Source organism: Acidovorax sp. DMC1 (assembly GCF_056314325.1).
Genome location: NZ_JBQUYO010000002.1, coordinates 413,746 through 434,036, shown reverse-complemented (window position 1 = coordinate 434,036; position 20,291 = coordinate 413,746). Strand labels below are relative to the sequence as shown.

18 protein-coding genes and 1 other RNA gene are annotated in these 20,291 nt (G+C 63.3%); 12 read left to right on the top strand and 7 right to left on the bottom strand.

Annotation, left to right across the window (positions count from 1 at the left end; translation table 11 throughout):
- Positions 1-22: 22 nt before the first annotated feature.
- The 7 genes from ACT531_RS06410 to gyrA form a co-directional block, all read right to left on the bottom strand.
- A complete protein-coding gene (locus tag ACT531_RS06410; protein ID WP_056065071.1) occupies positions 23-355 on the bottom strand; it encodes an integration host factor subunit beta in 333 nt (110 codons plus the stop codon).
- Positions 356-444: 89 nt separating this feature from the next.
- Positions 445-2,130: a 30S ribosomal protein S1 gene (gene rpsA / locus ACT531_RS06405; protein ID WP_056063647.1), complete on the bottom strand. Its 1,686-nt coding sequence runs from the start codon at positions 2,128-2,130 to the stop codon at positions 445-447.
- Positions 2,131-2,325: 195 nt separating this feature from the next.
- Complete coding sequence (locus tag ACT531_RS06400) at positions 2,326-4,356, bottom strand: bifunctional 3-phosphoshikimate 1-carboxyvinyltransferase/cytidylate kinase (RefSeq protein ID WP_476016879.1); 2,031 nt, start codon at positions 4,354-4,356, stop codon at positions 2,326-2,328.
- A gap of 134 nt (positions 4,357-4,490) precedes the next feature.
- Positions 4,491-5,363, bottom strand: a complete 873-nt coding sequence (locus ACT531_RS06395) for a prephenate dehydrogenase (RefSeq protein WP_099730468.1) — start codon at positions 5,361-5,363, stop codon at positions 4,491-4,493.
- A gap of 12 nt (positions 5,364-5,375) precedes the next feature.
- Positions 5,376-6,473, bottom strand: coding sequence for a prephenate dehydratase (gene pheA, locus ACT531_RS06390; protein ID WP_476016878.1), 1,098 nt, complete (start codon positions 6,471-6,473; stop codon positions 5,376-5,378).
- Positions 6,474-6,539: 66 nt separating this feature from the next.
- A complete protein-coding gene (gene serC, locus ACT531_RS06385; protein WP_476016877.1) occupies positions 6,540-7,649 on the bottom strand; it encodes a 3-phosphoserine/phosphohydroxythreonine transaminase in 1,110 nt (369 codons plus the stop codon).
- Positions 7,650-7,744: 95 nt separating this feature from the next.
- Positions 7,745-10,411: a DNA gyrase subunit A gene (gyrA, locus tag ACT531_RS06380; protein WP_476016876.1), complete on the bottom strand. Its 2,667-nt coding sequence runs from the start codon at positions 10,409-10,411 to the stop codon at positions 7,745-7,747.
- A gap of 223 nt (positions 10,412-10,634) precedes the next feature.
- On the opposite strand from gyrA, the gene ompA reads away from it, so the two are divergent.
- From ompA to hutC, 12 genes are all read left to right on the top strand, one after another.
- The gene (gene ompA, locus ACT531_RS06375) at positions 10,635-11,279 is read left to right on the top strand and encodes an outer membrane protein OmpA (protein WP_015014428.1); all 645 of its coding nucleotides are present in this window, start codon (positions 10,635-10,637) and stop codon (positions 11,277-11,279) included.
- A 90-nt stretch (positions 11,280-11,369) separates the two neighbouring features.
- The gene (gene ubiG / locus ACT531_RS06370) at positions 11,370-12,080 is read left to right on the top strand and encodes a bifunctional 2-polyprenyl-6-hydroxyphenol methylase/3-demethylubiquinol 3-O-methyltransferase UbiG (RefSeq protein WP_209820171.1); all 711 of its coding nucleotides are present in this window, start codon (positions 11,370-11,372) and stop codon (positions 12,078-12,080) included.
- A 1-nt stretch (position 12,081) separates the two neighbouring features.
- The gene (locus ACT531_RS06365) at positions 12,082-12,756 is read left to right on the top strand and encodes an HAD family hydrolase (protein ID WP_476016875.1); all 675 of its coding nucleotides are present in this window, start codon (positions 12,082-12,084) and stop codon (positions 12,754-12,756) included.
- Between the two features lie 13 nt (positions 12,757-12,769).
- Positions 12,770-13,156: a transfer-messenger RNA gene (gene ssrA / locus ACT531_RS06360) on the top strand.
- 366 nt (positions 13,157-13,522) lie between these two features.
- Positions 13,523-13,990: a Spy/CpxP family protein refolding chaperone gene (locus ACT531_RS06355; protein WP_291442587.1), complete on the top strand. Its 468-nt coding sequence runs from the start codon at positions 13,523-13,525 to the stop codon at positions 13,988-13,990.
- Between the two features lie 17 nt (positions 13,991-14,007).
- A complete protein-coding gene (locus ACT531_RS06350; RefSeq protein WP_060986352.1) occupies positions 14,008-14,334 on the top strand; it encodes a hypothetical protein in 327 nt (108 codons plus the stop codon).
- Positions 14,335-14,351: 17 nt separating this feature from the next.
- The gene (locus tag ACT531_RS06345) at positions 14,352-15,038 is read left to right on the top strand and encodes a response regulator transcription factor (protein ID WP_110959130.1); all 687 of its coding nucleotides are present in this window, start codon (positions 14,352-14,354) and stop codon (positions 15,036-15,038) included.
- Positions 15,035-16,417 carry a sensor histidine kinase gene (locus ACT531_RS06340; protein WP_476016874.1) on the top strand — a complete coding sequence of 461 codons (1,383 nt, stop codon included), beginning with the start codon at positions 15,035-15,037 and terminating at the stop codon, positions 16,415-16,417. The genes ACT531_RS06345 and ACT531_RS06340 overlap by 4 nt, the downstream gene beginning before the upstream one ends.
- A 406-nt stretch (positions 16,418-16,823) precedes the next feature.
- Positions 16,824-17,789, top strand: a complete 966-nt coding sequence (locus tag ACT531_RS06335) for an ABC transporter substrate-binding protein (RefSeq protein WP_015014421.1) — start codon at positions 16,824-16,826, stop codon at positions 17,787-17,789.
- A 22-nt stretch (positions 17,790-17,811) separates the two neighbouring features.
- A complete protein-coding gene (locus ACT531_RS06330) occupies positions 17,812-18,648 on the top strand; it encodes an ABC transporter permease (RefSeq protein WP_060986336.1) in 837 nt (278 codons plus the stop codon).
- Positions 18,645-19,424, top strand: a complete 780-nt coding sequence (locus tag ACT531_RS06325) for an ABC transporter ATP-binding protein (protein WP_476016873.1) — start codon at positions 18,645-18,647, stop codon at positions 19,422-19,424. Before ACT531_RS06330 ends, ACT531_RS06325 begins: the two co-directional genes overlap by 4 nt.
- Positions 19,425-19,454: 30 nt before the next feature.
- Entirely contained in the window at positions 19,455-20,267 is an 813-nt protein-coding gene (gene hutC / locus ACT531_RS06320; protein ID WP_015014418.1) for a histidine utilization repressor, read from the top strand.
- Positions 20,268-20,291: the final 24 nt, after the last annotated feature.

Genomic DNA, 20,291 nt, shown 5'->3' with positions numbered 1-20,291 from the left:
GCTTGCTGCTATCAATTTAATATCAGTTGCCCAGGGTACCTGTGGCAGGCGGGGCCTTTTCTTCCATTTCGGCCGTGCGTTTGTCCACGGCTTCGCGCAGGGCTTTGCCTGGCTTGAAATGGGGCACACGCTTTTCAGGAATGGCCACAGCCTCGCCGCTGCGCGGATTGCGGCCCATGCGGGGAGGGCGGTGGTTGACCGAGAAGCTGCCAAAGCCCCGGATCTCGATGCGGTGCCCGCGCACCAGGGCCTCGCCCACGGCGTCCAGAATGGTCTTGACGGCGTATTCGGCATCCCGATGGGTGAGCTGACCGAAACGGGCGGCCAGTTCTTCGACGAGGTCTGAGCGGGTCATGGAATCTTGGGACATAGGCAGTCAGTCTTGGCTGAAAAAAGAGCGGGCGCCGAGGCGCCCGCTGTCTGACCGTTTAACGGGTCAGCGCTTTACTTTTCCGAGTTGTCCAGCTTGGCGCGCAGCAGGGCGCCCAGGCTGGTCGTGCCGGCGCTTTCGCGGCTCGATTGCTGGCTCAGGTTGGCCATGGCGCCTTGTTCGTCAGCCATGTCCTTCTGCTTGATCGACAGCTGGATGTTGCGGGTCTTGCGATCCACGTTCACCACCACGGCCGTGACTTCGTCGCCTTCCTTCAGCACGTTGCGGGCATCTTCCACGCGGTCGCGGGAGATTTCCGAAGCGCGCAGGTAGCCCACGATGTCTTCGCCGAGGTCGATTTCAGCGCCACGGGCGTCCACGGTCTTGACCTTGCCGGTCACCGTCTGACCCTTGTCGTTCACGGTCACGAAGGTCGTGAATGGGTCGCCGTCGAGCTGCTTGATGCCCAGCGAGATGCGTTCGCGGTCCACGTCCACGGCCAGCACGATCGCTTCGACTTCCTGGCCCTTCTTGTAGTTGCGAACAGCGGCTTCGCCGGGTTCGTTCCACGACAGGTCAGACAGGTGCACCAGGCCGTCGATGCCTGCAGCCAGGCCCACGAACACGCCGAAGTCGGTGATCGACTTGATCGGACCCTTCACGCGGTCGCCGCGCTTCGTGTCCTGTGCGAATTCTTGCCATGGGTTGGCCTTGCACTGCTTCATGCCCAGGCTGATGCGGCGCTTGTCTTCATCGATTTCCAGAACCATGACTTCGACTTCGTCGCCCAGCGAAACCAGCTTGGCGGGAGCGATGTTCTTGTTGGTCCAGTCCATTTCAGAGACGTGCACCAGGCCTTCGATGCCGGGTTCGAGTTCGACGAACGCGCCGTAGTCGGCAATGTTCGTGATCTTGCCGAACAGGCGGGTGCCTTGGGGGTAGCGGCGGTTCACGCCCATCCATGGGTCGTCGCCCATTTGCTTCAGACCCAGGGACACGCGGTTCTTTTCGGTGTCGAACTTCAGGATCTTGGCCGTGATTTCCTGGCCAGCGGTCACCACTTCGGAGGGGTGACGCACGCGGCGCCATGCCATGTCGGTGATGTGCAGCAGGCCGTCGATGCCGCCCAGGTCAACGAACGCACCGTATTCGGTGATGTTCTTGACCACGCCTTGAACGATGGAGCCTTCCTTCAGGGTTTCCATCAGCTTGGCGCGTTCTTCGCCCATGGAGGCTTCCACCACAGCGCGGCGGCTCAGCACCACGTTGTTGCGCTTGCGGTCCAGCTTGATGACCTTGAATTCCATGGTCTTGTTTTCGTACGGCGTCAGATCCTTGATCGGACGGGTATCGATCAGCGAACCGGGCAGGAATGCGCGGATGCCATTGACCAGAACGGTCAGACCGCCCTTGACCTTGCCGGACGTGGTGCCGGTGACGAATTCGCCGGATTCCAGGGCCTTTTCCAGGCTCATCCAGGAGGCCAGACGCTTGGCGGTGTCGCGCGACAGGATGGTGTCGCCGTAGCCGTTTTCGATGGAGCCAATGGCCACCGAGACGAAGTCACCCACTTGGACTTCGACTTCGCCCTTGTCGTTCTTGAACTCTTCCAGCGGCACGTAGGCTTCGGACTTGAGGCCAGCGTTCACGACCACGAAGTTGTGCTCGACGCGCACGACTTCAGCGGTGATGACTTCGCCTGGGCGCATTTCCGTGCGCTGCAAGGATTCTTCAAAAAGGGCGGCAAAAGATTCGGACATGTGTTTCCTTGCCACAAACAGGATTCCGGTAGCACCATTGCTACCGTTTTTATAGCTGCTTGCGGTGGTTTTTTGCGGCAGAGCCGCGGGTTAGGTTATCGATCCACACAACCTGTGCGCTGACGCGCGAGAGGGGCTGCGTGGGCCTGTGGCAAGGCCTTTCGGCACTGCCTGGAGCCCGAGGGCTCCACGTTGTCAGCGCTGCGCAGAAGCTGCGAAGGGCTGACGCTCCTGCCACCAGGCCAACACCTGTTCGACGGCTTGTTCAATCGTCAAATCGGAGTTGTCCAGGACCAGAGCGTCCTGCGCGGGCTTGAGAGGTGCAACGCTGCGGGAACTGTCCCGGGCGTCGCGCGCTTCCAGATCCGCACGAAGGTCTTCGATACTAGCCGAAAAACCCTTAGAAATCAACTGCTTATAACGGCGCTCTGCGCGGCAGGCGGCGCTGGCCGTGAGATACACCTTCAAGGGAGCCTCGGGGAAGATCACGGTGCCCATGTCGCGCCCGTCGGCCACCAGCCCCGGCAGGCGCTGAAAGCTGTGCTGCAGATCGACCAGCGCAGTGCGCACGGCGGGCAAGGCGGACACCCGCGAGGCGTTCATGCCGGCTTCTTCGGTGCGGATGGCTTCGGTCACGTCGTCGCTGCCCAGCCACACCTTGCCGCCCTCAAACCGCACCGGCAGTGTCTGTGCCAGGGTGGCGATACGGGCTTCGTGGTCAGCGTCTATGGCCAAACCTGCCCGCAGCGCGGCCAGGGCGGTGATGCGGTACATCGCGCCGGAGTCCAAAAAGCGGTAGCCCAGCCGCTGCGCCACCGCCGCAGCCACCGTACCCTTGCCCGAGGCCGTGGGGCCGTCGATGCAGATCACCGGGATGTGGGCGGTCTCGACCTGAGCGACCGAGAACAGGGCCTCGAAGTAGTCCGGGAAGGTCTTTGCCACGCACTTGGGGTCTTCGATGCGCACCGGCAGACCCGCCGGATTGAATGCGGCCAGCGAGAAGCACATGGCCACGCGGTGGTCGTCGTAGGTGTGGATGCTGGCAGCCTTCCAGTCGGTGACCTGGGCTGGGGGCGTGACGCGGATATAGTCCGCGCCTTCCTCCACCGTGGCGCCGAGCTTGGGCAGCTCGGTGGCCATGGCGGCGATGCGGTCGGTTTCCTTCACGCGCCAGCTGGCGATGTTGGTCAGCGTGGTGGTGCCTTGGGCATACAGCGCCATCACTGCCAGCGTCATGGCGGCGTCGGGGATGTGGTTGCAGTCCAGGTCGATGGCCTTCAGTGGCCAGGCACCGCGTTCGATCTGCAGCCAGTTGGGGCCGCCCGTGACCACCGCGCCCATGGCCCGGGCCGCTTCGACAAAACGGATGTCGCCCTGGATCGAATCCAGGCCCACACCCTGAATCTTGATGCCTTTTTGGCCGCTAGTGCTAGAAGTAATTGCGCCAAGCGCTATGAAATAGCTAGCGGATGAGGCGTCTGCCTCCACATGGATGCTGCCGGGCGACTGGTAGCGGCTGCCTGCCGGGATGGTGAAACGCTGCCAGTTCTGGTGCTCGACCACAATGCCAAAGCGTGCCAGCAGTTGCAGCGTGATGGCGATGTAGGGCTTGGAGATCAGCTCACCGACCACCTCGATCACGATGGCCTGCGTGCCCGCCGCCAGCGGCAGCGCCATGAGCAGCGCAGTGAGGAACTGGCTGGACACGTCGCCACGTACGCGGATGGGCTCTGCCAGTGCCAGTGCAGGCACGCCTTGGCCATGGGCGATTTTGAGCGGCGGGTAGCCGTCGTTGCCCAGGTAGTCGATCTGGCAGCCCAATTGGCGCAGCGCATCGATGAGATCGCCAATGGGGCGCTCGTGCATGCGCGGCACGCCAGACAGCTCGAACTCGCCGCCTAGCAGCGCCAGCGCCGCCGTGAGTGGGCGCATGGCCGTGGCCGCATTGCCCAAGAACAGCTTGGCGGGGGATTGGGGCACGCTGCCACCCAGGCCGGTGATGTGCACCGTGCTGCCCGCTTCATCCACCGTGCACCCGATCTGGCGCAGGGCGTCCAGCATCACGCGCGTGTCGTCGGACGCCAGCAGGTCGTGCACGGTGGTGGTGCCGTTGCTCAGCGCTGCCAGCAGCAGCACGCGGTTGGAGATGCTCTTGGAACCCGGCAGGTGGACTTCACCCGCAGCGGCTTGCAAAGGGGGGAGATCGAGGAATGCGGTGCTGTACATCAGTGTCTTTCGTCCATTTGCGCAAGTGCCCGCCGCAACTGGCGCGTCAAAGGCCAGTGCCACCGTGTAGCTGGCTTTGCCAGGCCACGGGTGGCGTCCCCCTGGGGGGAAGGCGCCGCAGGCGACTCAGGGGGTTACTTCCGCTTCGCGCCCATGCGCCAATGCGCCCGGGTTTCGCTGGCCAAGGATAGCATGTCTTCGAGCGCCTGGGCATTGCCTTTTTCCATGGCCTGCTCGATGTTGCGCAGGGCCTGCTGGAACAGCTTGGATTGGGCAATCAGCTCGTCGCGGTTGGACAGCAGGATGTCGCGCCACACTTTGGGATCGCTGGCGGCAATGCGGGTGAAGTCGCGGAACCCGGGGCCTGCGAGGGACAGAAAGTCGTCACCGTGCGTCTGGCCGGTGATGCTGTTCATCATCGCAAACGCCAGCAAATGGGGCAGGTGGCTGACGGCGGCAAAGGCCGCGTCGTGTGACTCCGGCGACATGCTGGTCACGCGGCAACCCAGTGCCGTCCAGATCTTTTCGGCGTCCTGCAACTGGGCGGTGAGGGTGCGTTCGGTGGGAGTCAGGATCACCTGGCGCCCGCTGTAGAGGTCGGCCTCCGCGTGTTCCACGCCCGACACTTCTCGCCCCGTGATGGGGTGCGCTGGCACGAAGGAGCCCACTTGGTCGCGTAGCGAGCGCTGCGCGGCCTGCACCACATCGGACTTGGTGGAACCCACATCCATGATCAGCATCTGGGGGGTGACAAGGTGCTTGATGGCCTTGAGGGTGGCTTCGGTAGCCGCCACGGGGACTGCCACCAACACAATGTCTGCGCCTGCCACGGCCAGCAGGGCAGAGGGTGCCTCGACGTCGATCACGCCCAGCTGGCGGGCGCGGTCGGTGGTGGAGGGCGACTTGCTGTACCCCACCACGCGCTTGACCAACCCGGCCTTCTTCATGGCCAAGGCGAACGAGCCTCCCATGAGTCCGCAGCCGATCAGCCCCAATTGTTCGAACATGGCGACGGCTCCTTATGACGAGACAGGGTAGGTCCCCAGGACCTTGTAGAACGCGCACAGGCTGCGCAGTTCTTCCAGCGCCCGTGCCACATGGGGCTGGGCGGGGTGACCGTCGAGATCAATGTAGAAGTAGTACTCCCACTGGCCGGTGCGGGCTGGGCGCGACTCAAAGCGCGTCATGGACACACCGTGCGTCTTGAGCGGCACCAGCAAGTCATGCACAGCGCCGGGCCGGTTGGGCACCGAGACCACCAGGCTGGTGCAGTCCTTGCCGGATGGAGGCGGTGTCTGCAGCGTGTGTGGCAGGCAGATGATGGCGAAACGCGTGCGGTTGTACGCGTCGTCCTGGATGGCATGGGAGACGATGTGCAGGCCGAACTGGGTGGCGGCACGCTCGCTGGACAGGGCCGCCCAGGCAGAGTTGGTGGTGGCCAGTCGCGCGCCTTCGGCGTTGCTGGACACCGGGCGGCGCTCGGCATGCGGCAGGTGCTTGGACAACCAGGCCTGGCATTGGGCCAGTGCCTGCGGGTGGGCCAGCACCACTTCGATGCCGTCCAGCGAATTGCTGGTGCGCAGCAGGTTGTGGCGCACCAGCAGGCTGACCTCGCCCACCACATGCGTCGGGGTGTGCAGGAACAGGTCGAGCGAGCGGGTGACCACACCCTCGGTGGAGTTCTCCACGCCCACCACGCCGTACTGCGCGCTGCCCGCCGCCGTGGCGTGGAATACCTCGTCAAAGTTGGCGCAGTACATCAGGTCGGCCGCTCCGCCGAAGAATTCAATCGCGGCCTGTTCGCAGAATGTCCCCTCCGGGCCGAGCACCGCCACGCGCTGGGGCGATTCGAGCGCCAGGCAGGCGGACATGATTTCGCGCCAGATGGCGGCCACATGCGGACCCTTGAGCGGGCCGGGATTGGCATGGGTGATTTTCTCGATGACCTGAGCCACGCGGTCGGGGCGGAAGAAAGGCGTGCCTTCGCGCTTTTTGACCTCGCCCACCTGTTCGGCCACCAGCGCCCTCTGGTTCAGCAGCGTGAGCAGTTGCTGGTCGATGCTGTCGATTTGCACGCGCAGGCTGGCGAGGTCGGGTGAGGCTTGCGGATTGTTCATGGACGGTGGGGTAGCGGTGCGTGCTCTGGGAGCCGTTTTTTTGTTGCTGTCGTGTGGGGTGCGCGCTCAGGCGTGCTTTTGCTCAAATTCTCGCATGTAGTCCACCAGCGCCTGCACGCCCGCCAATGGCATGGCGTTGTAGATGCTGGCGCGCATGCCTCCCACGGACTTGTGGCCTTTGAGCTGCAGCAGCCCGCGCTCCTTGGCGCCGGCCAGGAAGGCGTCGTTACGGCTTTCGTCACGCAGGAAGAACGGGACGTTCATGCGCGAGCGGCAGTTGGCCGCCACCTTGTTGACGTACAGCTGCGATTGGTCGATGGCGTTGTACAGCAGCGTGGCCTTGGCAATGTTGCGCTGCTCCATGGCGGCCACGCCGGTCAGGCTGCCTTCGGTCTGGCGCTTGAGCCACTGGAAGGTCAGCCCGGCGACGTAGATGCCCCAGGTGGGCGGCGTGTTGTACATCGACTGGTTGTCGGCCACGATTTTGTAGTCGAAAGCGCTGGGGCAGGCGGGCAGGGCATGGCCCAGAAGGTCGTCGCGCACGATCACCAGCGTGAGGCCTGCGGGCCCCAGGTTCTTTTGCGCTCCGCCAAAGGCAAGACCCACGCGGCTCCAGTCCACGGGCCGCGAGGCCACGTGCGAGGAGAAATCGATCACCAGCGGCGCATCGCTGCCCAGCGCCTTGAGGTCGGGCAACTGGTGGAACTCGATGCCGTTGATGGTTTCATTGCTACACAGGTGCAGGTAGCTCGCGCCCCGGCTCACCGTCCAGGAGGCTGGGTCTGGAACGGTGGTAAAGCCCGTGTCTTCGCCCGTGGCGACGATGTTGACTTCGGAGGCGTATTTGCGTGCTTCCTTTTGCGATTTTTGGCTCCAGCTGCCGGTCACCACAAAATCGACCACACCTGCGCGCGACAGGTTGAGCGGAACGATGGCGTTTTCGGCCAAGCCACCGCCTTGCATGAAGAGGATCTTGAAATGCGACGGCACGGCCAGCAGCTCGCGCAGGTCGGCTTCTGCCTTTTCGTAGATGGACTGAAACTCCTTGCCGCGGTGGCTCATCTCCATCACGCCCATGCCACTGCCGTGCCAGTCCAGCATCTCGGCGGCGGCTTGTTCCAGGACTTCGGAGGGGATGGCGGCGGGGCCAGCGGAGAAGTTGTAAGGGCGTGTCATGTTCAGGGCTAAAAATGCATCAGGCGCTTATTCAATAAGCGCCTGATGCTTCGCTTTTGATAGCGTTTGCGGGGCGTCTTCACGCCCTGCGGTGGTCAGGCGTCGGGAGCTTCGGGGGCGGAGGATGCACCGCCGCTGTCTGGGCCTGCGTCCCCATCGGCTTCTGCATCCGTCACATTGGCATCGTTCTCCACAATGCGCTGCAAGCCGCTGAGTTTGGAGCCCTCGTCCAGTGCGATCAGCGTCACGCCCTGCGTGGCACGGCCCAGCTCGCGAATCTCGCTCACGCGGGTACGCACCAGCACGCCCTTGTCGGTGATCAGCATGATCTCGTCGTCCGCGTGCACCAGCGTGGCCGCAACGACCTTGCCGTTGCGCTCGCTCTGCTGGATGGCGATCATGCCCTTGGTGCCACGACCATGACGGGTGTACTCGACGATGCTGGTGCGCTTGCCGTAGCCGTTCTCGGTGGCGGTCAGCACGCTCTGCGTTTCGTCTTCGGCGACCAGCATGGCGATCACGCTCTGGCCGTCCTCCAGCATCATGCCGCGCACACCACGCGCTGCTCGGCCCAGCGGACGCACGTCGTTCTCATCAAAGCGTACGGCCTTGCCACCGTCGCTGAACAGCATCACATCGTGCTTGCCATCGGTGAGGGCTGCGCCGATCAGGTAGTCACCGTCATCCAGGTTCACGGCGATGATGCCGCCCTTGCGGGGGTTGCTGAACTCGTCCAGCGCAGTCTTTTTCACGGTGCCCATGCTAGTCGCCATGAACACGAAACGGTCGGCCGGGAAGCTGCGCATGTCGCCCGTGAGCGGCAGCACCACGTTGATCTTCTCGCCGTCCTGCAGGGGGAACATGTTGACGATGGGGCGACCACGCGAGCCGCGCGAGCCTGCTGGCACTTCCCACACCTTGAGCCAATACAGGCGGCCACGGTTGGAGAAGCACAGGATGTAGTCGTGTGTGTTGGCGATGAAGAGCTGGTCGATCCAGTCGTCTTCCTTGGTCGCCGTGGCCTGCTTGCCGCGCCCGCCACGCTTCTGGGCGCGGTATTCGGACAGCGGCTGGCTCTTGATGTAGCCGGTGTGGCTGAGCGTGACCACCATATCGGTGGGGGTGATCAGGTCTTCGGTGGAGAGGTCCTGCGCACTGTATTCAACGATCGAGCGGCGTGCGCCCAGCTTGTGCTGGCCGAACTCCTGCTTGATGGAGGTGAGCTCGTCGCCGATGATGACTGACACGCGCTCGGGCTTGGCCAGGATGTCCAGCAGGTCTTCGATGACCGCCATGACTTCCTTGTACTCGGCCACGATCTTGTCCTGCTCCAGCCCCGTCAGGCGTTGCAGGCGCATCTGCAGGATTTCCTGGGCCTGCGTTTCGGACAGTCGGTACAGGCCGTCCTGGCCCATGCCGAATTCTTTTTCCAGGCCTTCGGGGCGGTAGTCGTCAGCGTTGACTACGCCGCCATCGGCGCGTGTGCGCGTCAGCATCTCGCGCACGAGCTTGCTGTCCCATGAGCGGGTCATCAGCTCTGCCTTGGCCACTGGGGGCGTTGGGGCGTTGCGGATAATGGCGATGAAATCGTCGATATTGGCCAGCGCTACGGCGAGGCCTTCCAGCACATGGCCACGGTCGCGTGCCTTGCGCAGCTCGAACACCGTGCGGCGAGTCACCACTTCGCGGCGGTGCTGCAGGAAGACGCTGATCAGATCCTTCAGGTTGCACAGGCGGGGCTGGCCATCAATCAGCGCCACCATGTTCATGCCGAACGTGTCCTGCAGTTGCGTCTGCTTGTACAGGTTGTTGAGCACCACCTCGGGCACTTCACCGCGCTTGAGTTCGATCACCAGGCGCATGCCGGATTTGTCCGACTCGTCCTGAATGTGGCTGATGCCTTCGATCTTCTTTTCGTGCACCAGCTCGGCCATGCGCTCCTGCAGCGTCTTCTTGTTGACCTGGTAGGGCAGCTCGTCCACGATGATTGCCTGGCGCTGGCCACGGTCGATGTCCTCGAAGTGGCACTTGGCGCGCATGACCACCTTGCCGCGCCCAGTGCGGTAGCCGTCCTTCACGCCATTGATGCCATAGATGATGCCGGCCGTAGGAAAGTCGGGCGCCGGAATGATCTCCATCAACTCGTCAATGGTCGCCTCCGGATTGCGCAGCATGTGCAAACAGGCATCGACCACTTCGTTGAGGTTGTGGGGCGGGATATTGGTGGCCATACCCACCGCAATACCAGCCGACCCATTCACCAGCAGGTTGGGCAGCTTGCTGGGCAATACCAATGGTTCTTTTTCGCTGCCGTCGTAGTTGGGGCCGAAATCGACCGTTTCCTTGTCAATATCGCCCAGCATTTCGTGCGCGATTTTGGCCAGACGGATTTCGGTGTACCGCATGGCCGCAGCGTTGTCGCCGTCCACCGATCCGAAATTACCCTGTCCGTCTACCAGCATGTGACGCAGCGAAAAATCCTGCGCCATCCGCACAATGGTGTCGTACACCGCCGAGTCGCCATGCGGGTGGTATTTACCAATCACGTCGCCAACGATACGGGCCGATTTTTTATAAGGTCGGTTCCAGTCGTTGTTGAGCTCATGCATCGCATACAGAACGCGACGGTGCACGGGCTTCAGGCCATCGCGCGCGTCGGGCAGTGCACGACCCACGATCACGCTCATCGCGTAATCGAGGTAACTGCGCCGCATCTCTTCTTCAAGGCTGATCGGCAGGGTTTCTTTGGCAAACTGGGTCATTGGGACGGCGGAGGCGGCAAAGGAGAGCCATTTTAGGCGTAAGACCGTGTAGCGACGACGCAACATATCGAAGCAATTCAGGTTTTGTCCTACGGGCCCCGAACGGCGTGCACAGCTTTTGCCCTGTTACGTATGGCACAATCGTTTGAACGCTTAGGGTGGTGGTCACCCTAGGCGTCCTGATTCGCAGCGCGGCTGCGGCTTTTTCCCCAAGAGGAGAACCATGAAGAAACTGAACAAAGTGGCGATGTTGTTTGCCTCTGCAGCGCTCGCAACCGCCGCTGGCGCACAAACCGTTGACAACTGGCGCGATGCTTCTGGCCAACTGGTCTGGAAGAACGGTACCAACGAATACTGCTGGCGCGATGCCAACTGGACGCCTGCTACGGCAGCTCCTGGCTGCGACGGCGCAATCGCTGCTCCCGCACCTGCCGCTGCACCAGCTCCTGCTGCTGCTCCAGCACCCGCTGCCGCTCCTGCACCCGCACCCGCACCAGCCCCCGCCGTTGCCACTAAGGTGACCTACGCTGCTGACGCCTTCTTCGACTTCGACAAGTCGGTGCTCAAGCCAGAAGGCAAGGCCAAGCTGGACGACCTGGTCTCCAAGGTCAAGGGTATCAACCTGGAAGTGATCATTGCCGTGGGTCACACTGACTCCGTCGGCTCCGATGCTTACAACCAGAAGCTGTCGGTGCGTCGTTCTGAAGCCGTGAAGGCTTACTTGGTGTCCAAGGGCATCGAAAAGAACCGCGTGTACACCGAAGGCAAGGGCGAAAAGCAGCCCGTGGCCGACAACAAGACTGCCGAAGGCCGTGCGAAGAACCGTCGCGTGGAAATCGAAGTGGTCGGTACCCGCGCCGCTCAGTAATCTTCGGATTGCTGCACAAAAAAGCCCCGCTTGCGGGGCTTTTTTGCGTCTGGGGCTTTTCGCGTGCTCCCTTCATGGACAATCAGCGACATGATCGAAACCGTCAATGCAGATCCGGCCGAACTGGCCAAGTTTTCAGAATTGGCCCATCGGTGGTGGGACCCTGACAGTGAATTTCGTCCATTGCATCAGATCAACCCGCTGCGGCTTGACTGGATTCATGGGCTGAGCGCCTTGACCGGCAAACGTGTGCTGGATGTGGGCTGTGGCGGGGGCATTCTGGCCGACTCCATGGCGCGCAAGGGTGCGGATGTGCTTGGCATTGATTTGGCAACCAAAGCGCTGCGCGTGGCGCAACTGCACGCCTTGGAGGCGGGCACGCAAAATGTGCAATACCGTGAAATCAGCGCCGAGGCGATGGCCGCCGAACAGCCTGCTGGTTTTGATGTGGTGACCTGCATGGAGATGCTCGAACATGTGCCGGATCCTGCCTCGGTGGTTCGTGCTTGCGCCACCTTGGTCAAACCCGGTGGCTGGGTGTTCTTCTCCACCATCAATCGCAACGCCAAAGCCTTCATGCTGGCCATCGTGGGGGCGGAATACGTGCTCAATATGCTGCCGCGCGGCACCCACGAATACGCCAAGATGATCCGTCCCAGTGAGCTGGCGGGGCATTGCCGCAGTGCAGGCCTGGATGTGCTGCAAACCAAGGGACTGGAATACAACCCCCTCACGCGTCGCTATTGGCTCAGTGCCAACACCAGCGTCAATTACCTGTTTGCGACGCGTCGTCCGGGCTGATATGGCTACCGTTTTTCATGGCATTCGCGCAGTTCTGTTTGATCTGGATGGAACTTTGATCGACAGCGCCCCAGACCTCGGCGCGGCCGCAGACAAGATGCGCACCGACCGAGGCCTGCCTTCGCTACCTCCCGCCCGATACCGCCCCATGGCGGGTGCCGGGGCTCGCGGCATGCTGGCAGAGGCCTTTGGCATGGGCCCAGATCACCCTGACTTTGCCGTTATGCGTGAAGAGTTTTTTGTGAACTACGAGTCCCGCATGTCCGAGCAGACCACCATTATTGACGGTGTGCCTGAATTGGTTCGCCAGATTCTTGGTCGCAACATGGCATGGGGCGTGGTCACCAACAAGGCTGCACGCTTTACTGACCCGCTCACTCAGGCCATCCCGCTGTTTGCCACCGCTTCGGCCGTGATCAGTGGTGACACTACGCCGCACGCCAAGCCGCATCCTGCCCCTTTGCTGGAGGCGGCTGCACGTTTGCGTGTGGCTCCTGAACACTGCATCTACGTGGGCGACGACGAGCGGGACATCGTGGCGGGCTTGGCAGCGGGCATGGGCACAGTGGCCGCCACCTACGGCTACTTGGGCGCGAGGACCGATCCTTCGGAGTGGGGCGCACACGCCGCAATTAAATCTCCTGGTGAGCTCTTGCAATTGCTCGTGAGCGCCTAAAATAGAAAGCCTAGGGGCTGTCCTGGTTTCGACGTGGGTTCGGGATCAGTGTGGTGCATGTCGAGCTTGAGTCACGCTCGTAAATCTCGATTTAACAAACTAACTGCAAACGACGAACGTTTCGCACTCGCTGCTTAATTGCCAGTGAGCCTTGCAACAGTTGGCCGATGGGCTGGGCAAGGGGGTTCTGAGCAATCAGGGCCTCCCGGCTGCAAGGATAATTACATGGGCTGGCTTCCATCCGGGTACCTTGGGTGGAGGCGAGAAAATAGGGTGCTGGCGGCCCATGTAGCGTGCGACTGCGCGACATGGGTAGCGAGATCCAAATCAGACCGCTAAACATGTAGATCTGCCTGACGAAGGCTTGCGGACGCGGGTTCAATTCCCGCCAGCTCCACCAAATAAAAACCCCCAACCGGTCACGGTTGGGGGTTTTTCCTTTTTTACGGTTTTGAGCGTCCGAGCGAGGCTTTTCGCGGTATCCGCTTGATCCGCTCATGCCCGCTGCTGCTTCCGCCATGGAAAGCCGTGATTCAGCCTCTCCGCGTCAATGTGCAGTGCTGCGTGTCTCGGCTTCGCACGGGAAACACCAGACAAAGCGAGCCCACATATTGGCATCCGCAAAATAGGCGACCCGCCAGCCTCTTTCGCCAACGCCGCCCAAGAAACAAAATGAAATAAACCGAAACTGGGTCGAGACCACGTTCCAGGCCGCCGCGGGCACCATCAGGGTCATGTTCCATACCGTCTTTGAAAGGACTGCATCATGAAACCCTGGATCAAGAAAACGCTGATGGGCATTTTTGGTGTGTCCATTGCGGTGGGTGGGCTGACGGCCTGCTCTAGCGGGCACCATCAGCGCGGTCCGATGACTGCGGAAAAGATGGCCGAAGTGCGCGGCAAGATGGTGGACCGGGTGAGCAGCAAGCTTGACCTGAACGAGGCGCAAAAGACCAAACTCAATGCGCTGGCCGATCAGCTGGAGGCCCAGCGCGCGGCGTTCATCGGCAAGACGGCAGACCCCCGTGCCGAGGTGCAGGCCATTGTCGCGGGCGACAAGTTTGACCGGGCGCGGGCGCAGTCGTTGCTTGAAGACAAGACGCGCGCGGTGCAGGCCCACAGCCCGGCAGTGGTCAACGCGATGGCTGACTTCTATGACAGTCTGAACCCAGACCAACAGCAAAAAGTGCGTGAGCTGATGCAGCGGCGCAAGGGCTGGATGGCCCGCGGCTAAAGGGCAGGGAGCATTGCATGTCACCCACGCTGGAACCTATCCACCGCCTCGCCCAGGGCGTTCGTGTGCACGGGCCTGCGCTGCTGTCGGGGATGCCGGAGCCTCATGATGAGCTGATGTCTCTGGTCTGGGGGCCGCGCTTTGACCGTGAGCATGCGATGGGCCTGGTAGCCCGCCAACCTTCGGTCGCAGCCCACACGCTGCCCGCCTTGCTGGCGGCTGCCGACCATTTTGACGCGCTCCATGCCGGCGCGCAGGGCCGCTTGCGCCGGCTCATCGTGCGTCACCGCGCATTGTGTGCGGCGGGCGCTTCTGTCGATGAACCCCGTGGGGAGCGCGCCTGACGGTGTGAGAATTGCTCATGCACCGCATATTGCTGATTGACGACGACGCGCAGTTGGGCGCGCCCTTGGCCACTTACTTCCAGCGTTTTGAGCTGGAGCTCGTGCACGCCCTTCGGCCCAGCGATGGCCTGGCGCAACTGACGGCCGGCGGCTTCGACGCTGCCATCCTCGACGTCATGCTGCCGGAAATGGATGGCTTCGAGCTGTGCCGCACCATCCGCAAGCAGGGTGACCTGCCCATTGTGATGCTGACCGCACGTGGCGAGGTGATGGACCGTGTGGTGGGGCTGGAGCTGGGGGCCGACGACTATCTGCCCAAGCCCTTCGAGCCGCGCGAGTTGGTGGCACGCCTGCAGACGGTGTTGCGCCGGCGCAGGGCGCCAGGGCCCGGTGTTGCTGCGGGCTCGCTGGAGTTTGAGGGCCTCTCCATCGATGCCGCGCGCCGCAGCGTACAGCGCCATGGCGTGGTGGTGGAGCTGACCGGCACGGAGTTCGACCTGTTGCACCTGCTGGCGCGCGAGCCGGGCAAAGTCTTCAGCCGGGACGACATCCTGAACCAGCTGCGCGGTCATGAAGCCGAGCTGTACACGCGCGCGGTGGACATCGTGGTGAGCCGGTTGCGCAAAAAGCTGGAACCGCTGGACTGCATCAAGACGCTGCGCAACGTGGGCTATTCCCTGGCCCTGCGCCGCGCTGCCCCATGAAGAAGATTTGTTCTCCTGTTCAAGACCCGAACTGCCCCTGGCACCGCCGGGCGCGCCACGCGGTGGGGCATTCGCTGCGCATTCGGCTGGTGCTGGTGTTCATGGCTTTGGCCGTGGCCGTCGCCGTCACGTTCATGGGCGGTGTGCAAAAGGCCGTGTCGGTGGGTTGGCGCGAAGCCGCACGGCCGCTGTTGATGGACTATGTGGACCGCTTGGCGGCCGAGATTGGCAGCCCGCCAAGCATCGAGCGCGCGCAGGCAATCGCCAACCGCCTGCCGCTGACCTTGCGCATCGACGGCCCGCAGATCCATTGGGCCTCGCACCCCGATCAGCAGAACCCCGACTGGATGAGCGACAAGGTCCGCCAGGAAAGCCGCTGGACCGGTGACGAGAATGGGCACAGCCTGCTGCGTCGCACGACGGCCGATGGGCACCATATCGAGTTCGGGCTGAACGCGCTGTCCTGGGACAAGCGCCCGCGCATTGCGTGGGGCACGCTCACCGTGCTGCTGCTGCTCACGGCGCTGGCCTATGTGTATGTGCGGCATCTGCTGCGGCCGCTGGATGACATTCGCCAGGGGGCGCAGCGCTTTGGCAACGGCAACTTTGCCCAGCCCATCCCGGTGCGGCATGCCCACCGGCCGGACGAGCTGGGCCAGCTGGCCGAGACCATCAACACCATGGGGGATGACATCCACCAGATGCTGGAGGCCAAGCGCGCGCTGCTGCTGGCGATGAGCCATGAGCTGCGCAGCCCCCTCACGCGGGCCCGCCTGAACACCGAGCTGCTGCCCGAAACGGCCGACGTGCAACCCCAACGCCTGGCGCTGATGCGTGACCTGGGCGAGATGGCAGGCCTCATCACCGACCTGCTGGAAAGCGAGCGCCTCGCGGGCCGCCATGCGGCGCTGCACCGCGAGCCCACCGACGTGGCCGAGCTGGCGCGCGAAGTGGTGGCCGACCTGTGCTCCCGCCATGCGGGCGCCGCAGACATTGCCTTGCACACAGCGCCGGACTTGCCCGCAGTACGGCTCGACCGATCCCGCCTGCGGCTGCTGCTGCGCAACCTGCTGGACAACAGCCTGCGCCACAGCGAGTCGGGCGCCTTCCCACCCGAACTGCACCTGCGGCTGGTGGATGAGGGCAGGGTGCTGGAGCTGGAGGTGCGTGACCATGGGCGCGGCGTGCCCCCCGAGCACCTGCCCCACCTGGCCCAGGCGTTCTACCGGCCGGACACCGCACGCCAGCGCACCACCGGTGGCGTGGGGCTGGGCTTGTACCTGTGCCGCCTGGTGGCGCAAGCGCACGATGGGCAGCTGAACATGCGCAATGCAGAGCCCGGCCTGTCGGTCGCCGTGCGTCTGCCGGTGGTGGAATAGGCCGCCAGCCGGCGGCATAGACAGGCTGGCCTCTGCGCCGGCAGGTGGCGTCGCACCGGCGCGGCCAGAGCAGCGCACAGGCCTGGTGCGCGGGAGAACTGGCCGCACCAGAGGCCATGGCAGGCCTTACAAGGCAGATTCATAGTCTTTTTGCTTTGTAGTGCAGGTATTTATTGCGCTGATAGCTATCAAATCAGGAGTAATTTCTCCCACCTGGGGCCACAAGAGAACTCGCCATCCTCCCTGGCCTCGTTCTTGCTCAAGTTCGTCACCCCCTCGCATGAGTCGGATTTTTCAGTGTTTACCCTGTATATACAGGTATGCTGATGCTGTCATCATGGCTTCCGGTACGCAGGTGCGTTCCGGTGGGCAGGGCCAAGGTACTTTCTTCAAACAGGAGCAGATGATGACTCGATCGGTTGTGAAATGGACGTCGCTGGCAGCGGCAGCAGCATGCATGATGGCGCTGGCCGCACCGGCCCAGGCGCAGGACACCAAAATCGTGCTGGGCATGTCCGGCTGGACAGGTTTTGCACCGCTCACGCTGGCCGACAAGGCCGGCATCTTCAAGAAGAATGGTCTGGACGTGGAGATCAAGATGATCCCGCAGAAGGACCGCCACCTGGCCCTGGCCTCCAAGTCGATCCAGTGCGCCGCCACCACGGTCGAGACGCACGTTGCCTGGAATGCCAACGGCGTGCCCATCGTGCAGATCTTTCAGATGGACAAGTCCTACGGCGCCGACGGTATCGCAGTGCGCGGCGACATCAAGAGCTTTGCGGACCTCAAGGGCAAGACCATCGGCGTGGATGCGCCCGGCACGGCTCCGTACTTTGGCCTGGCCTGGATGCTGAGCAAGAACGGCATGAGCCTGAAGGATGTGAAGACCACCACGCTGTCGCCCCAGGCCGCAGCACAGGCCTTTGTGGCGGGGCAGAACGACGCTGCCATGACGTACGAGCCCTACCTGTCTACCGTGCGCGAGAACCCCAGCGCCGGCAAGATCCTGGCCACCACGCTCGACTACCCCATGGTGATGGACACCGTGGGCTGCGACCCCACCTGGCTCAAGGCCAACGGCAAGGCCGCGCAGGCCCTGGCCAACTCGTACTTCCAAGCGCTGGACATGATCAAGGCCGACCCCACCAAGTCCAACGAGATCATGGGCGCGGCCGTCAAGCAGACGGGCGAGCAGTTTGCCAAGTCGTCGTCCTTCCTGCGCTGGCAGGACAAGGCCGCCAACCAGAAGTTCTTTGCGGGCGAGCTGACCAGTTTCATGAAGGACGCCACGGCCATCCTGCTGGAGGCCGGCATCATCCGCAAGGCGCCTGAAGACCTGAACGTCACCTTTGACGCCAGCTTCATCAAGTAAATAGACGGAAGAAGAGCGCTCCATGTCCGCCGTGCAACCCCTGTCCGTTTCTGAGCCAAAGGCCACCGTGCGCCGGCGCTCCCTGGCCCCGCTGGAGCCTGTGAGCAGCCGATCCCGCTGGATGCTGGGGCTGGCCTTTTTCGCCCTGTTCGTGGCGGTGTGGGCGTTCTTCACCCTGGGCGGCTTCGTGTCGCCCACCTTCCTGGCCAGCCCCGTCACCATGGTGAAAGAAGGCTGGCTGCTGTTCACCGAATATGGCTTCATCAAAGACATCGGCATGACCATCTGGCGCGTGGTCGGTGGCTTCATCCTGGCAGCGGTCATTGCCGTTCCGCTGGGCATTGCGATGGGCGCGTACAAGGGGGTCGAGGCGTTCTTCGAGCCCTTCATCTCGTTCTGCCGCTACCTGCCTGCGTCGGCTTTTATTCCACTGCTGATCCTGTGGGCGGGCATTGGCGAGGCGCAGAAAATCCTCGTCATCTTCATCGGCTCGGTCTTCCAGATCACGCTGATGGTGGCCGTCACCGTGGGCGGTGCGCGGCGCGACCTGGTGGAGGCCGCCTACACATTGGGCGCGGGCCACAAGGGTATCGTCACCCGTGTGCTCATTCCGGGCGCAGCGCCCGAGATCGCAGAAACCCTGCGCCTGGTGCTGGGCTGGGCCTGGACCTACGTGATCGTGGCCGAGCTGATCGGCTCGTCGAGCGGTATCGGCCACATGATCACCGACAGCCAGTCGCTGCTCAACACGGGCCAGATCATCTTCGGCATCATCATCATCGGCCTCATCGGGCTGGTGTCCGACTTCGCCTTCAAGGCGCTCAACCACCGTCTGTTTGCCTGGAGTTTTGTGCGATGAGCAGCGTATCCATCCAAGCCGTCTCGCGCACCTTTGAAGGGCGCAAGGGCCAGCGCACACAGGCCCTGCTGCCCGTCGATTTTGAAGTGCGTGACAACGACTTTGTCACCATCCTCGGCCCTTCGGGCTGCGGCAAGTCCACGCTGCTGCGCATCGTCGCGGGCCTGGACCACGCCTCCAGCGGCCGCGTGCTGCTGGACGGCGTGCCGGTCGAAGGCCCGGGCGCAGACCGGGGCATGGTGTTCCAGAGTTACACGCTGTTCCCCTGGCTCACCATCGAGCAGAACATTCGCTTTGGTCTGCGCGAGCGGGGTATGCCCGAAGCACAGCAAAAAGAGCGCGCCGCGTACTTCATCGCCAAGGTGGGCCTGCGTGGCTTTGAGCAGCACTTTCCCAAGCAGCTGTCGGGCGGCATGCAGCAGCGCACCGCCATTGCGCGCGCGCTGGCCAACGACCCCAAGATTTTGCTGATGGACGAGCCCTTCGGTGCGCTGGACAACCAGACCCGCGTGCTCATGCAGGAGCTGCTGCTGGGCATCTGGGAGGCCGAACGCAAGACCGTGCTCTTCGTCACCCACGACATCGACGAAGCCATCTTCATGGCCAACCGTGTGGCCGTGTTCAGCGCCCGGCCCGGCCGCATCAAGACCGAGCTGGCGGTGGACCTGCCGCACCCGCGGCACTACACGATCAAGACCAGCCCCGAGTTCATGGACCTCAAGGCGCGCCTCACCGAAGAGATCCGCGCCGAATCCATGGCAGCGGACCTGCACTGATCCGAATCCGCACCCACCCAGCATCCAGCCATGAGCGCCCGTCCATCCCGCCGCACCACCGCCGCTGCACCGCGCAGCGCCACGCCCGCCAAGGCCGTGGCCTCGGCGGCTGCGCCCGCGCAAGCCATGGCGCTGTACGAGCAGGTCAAGGACCACATCTCGCGCAAGATCCAGGAAGGCATTTGGCGCGCGGGCGACCGCCTTCCGTCCGAGAACGAACTGGTCACCCAGTTCGGCATCTCGCGCATGACGGTGAACCGCGCGCTGCGCGAACTGGTGGAGCAGGGCCGCATCGTGCGTGTGGCCGGTGTGGGCAGCTTCGTGGCCGAAGATAAGCCCCAATCCACGCTGCTGCAGATCGCCAACCTGGCGAGCGAAATCCGCCAGCGCGGGCACGACTACCGCTGCGACGTGCTGACGGTGGAGCGCACCTCCGCCACGCTGGAGGTTGCCGCCGCGCTGGACCTGCGCACCGGCGAGTCGGTGTTCCACTCGCTGTGCATCCACCGCGAAGACGGCCTGCCCGTGCAATTGGAAGACCGCCACGTCAACCCACGCCAGGTGCCCCAGTTCGCCGCGCAAGACTTCACGCAACTGCAACCTTCCGAATACCTGGTGCGCAACGTGCCCTTCGACCAGATCGAGCATGTGGTCGATGCCGTCATGCCCACCGCCGAGCAGGCCGCCCTGCTGGAGATGTCTCCGCAGGAGCCTTGCCTGCTGCTGACCCGCCGCACCTGGTCGCGCGGCGTGCCGATCACCGTGGTGCGCTGCCTGCACCCCGCCACCCGCTACCGCCTGGGCAGCCGTTTCCGCGCCGACGGCAACCCCGTCGCCGGTTAAAAGTTTTTGCCAAAAGCACAGAAT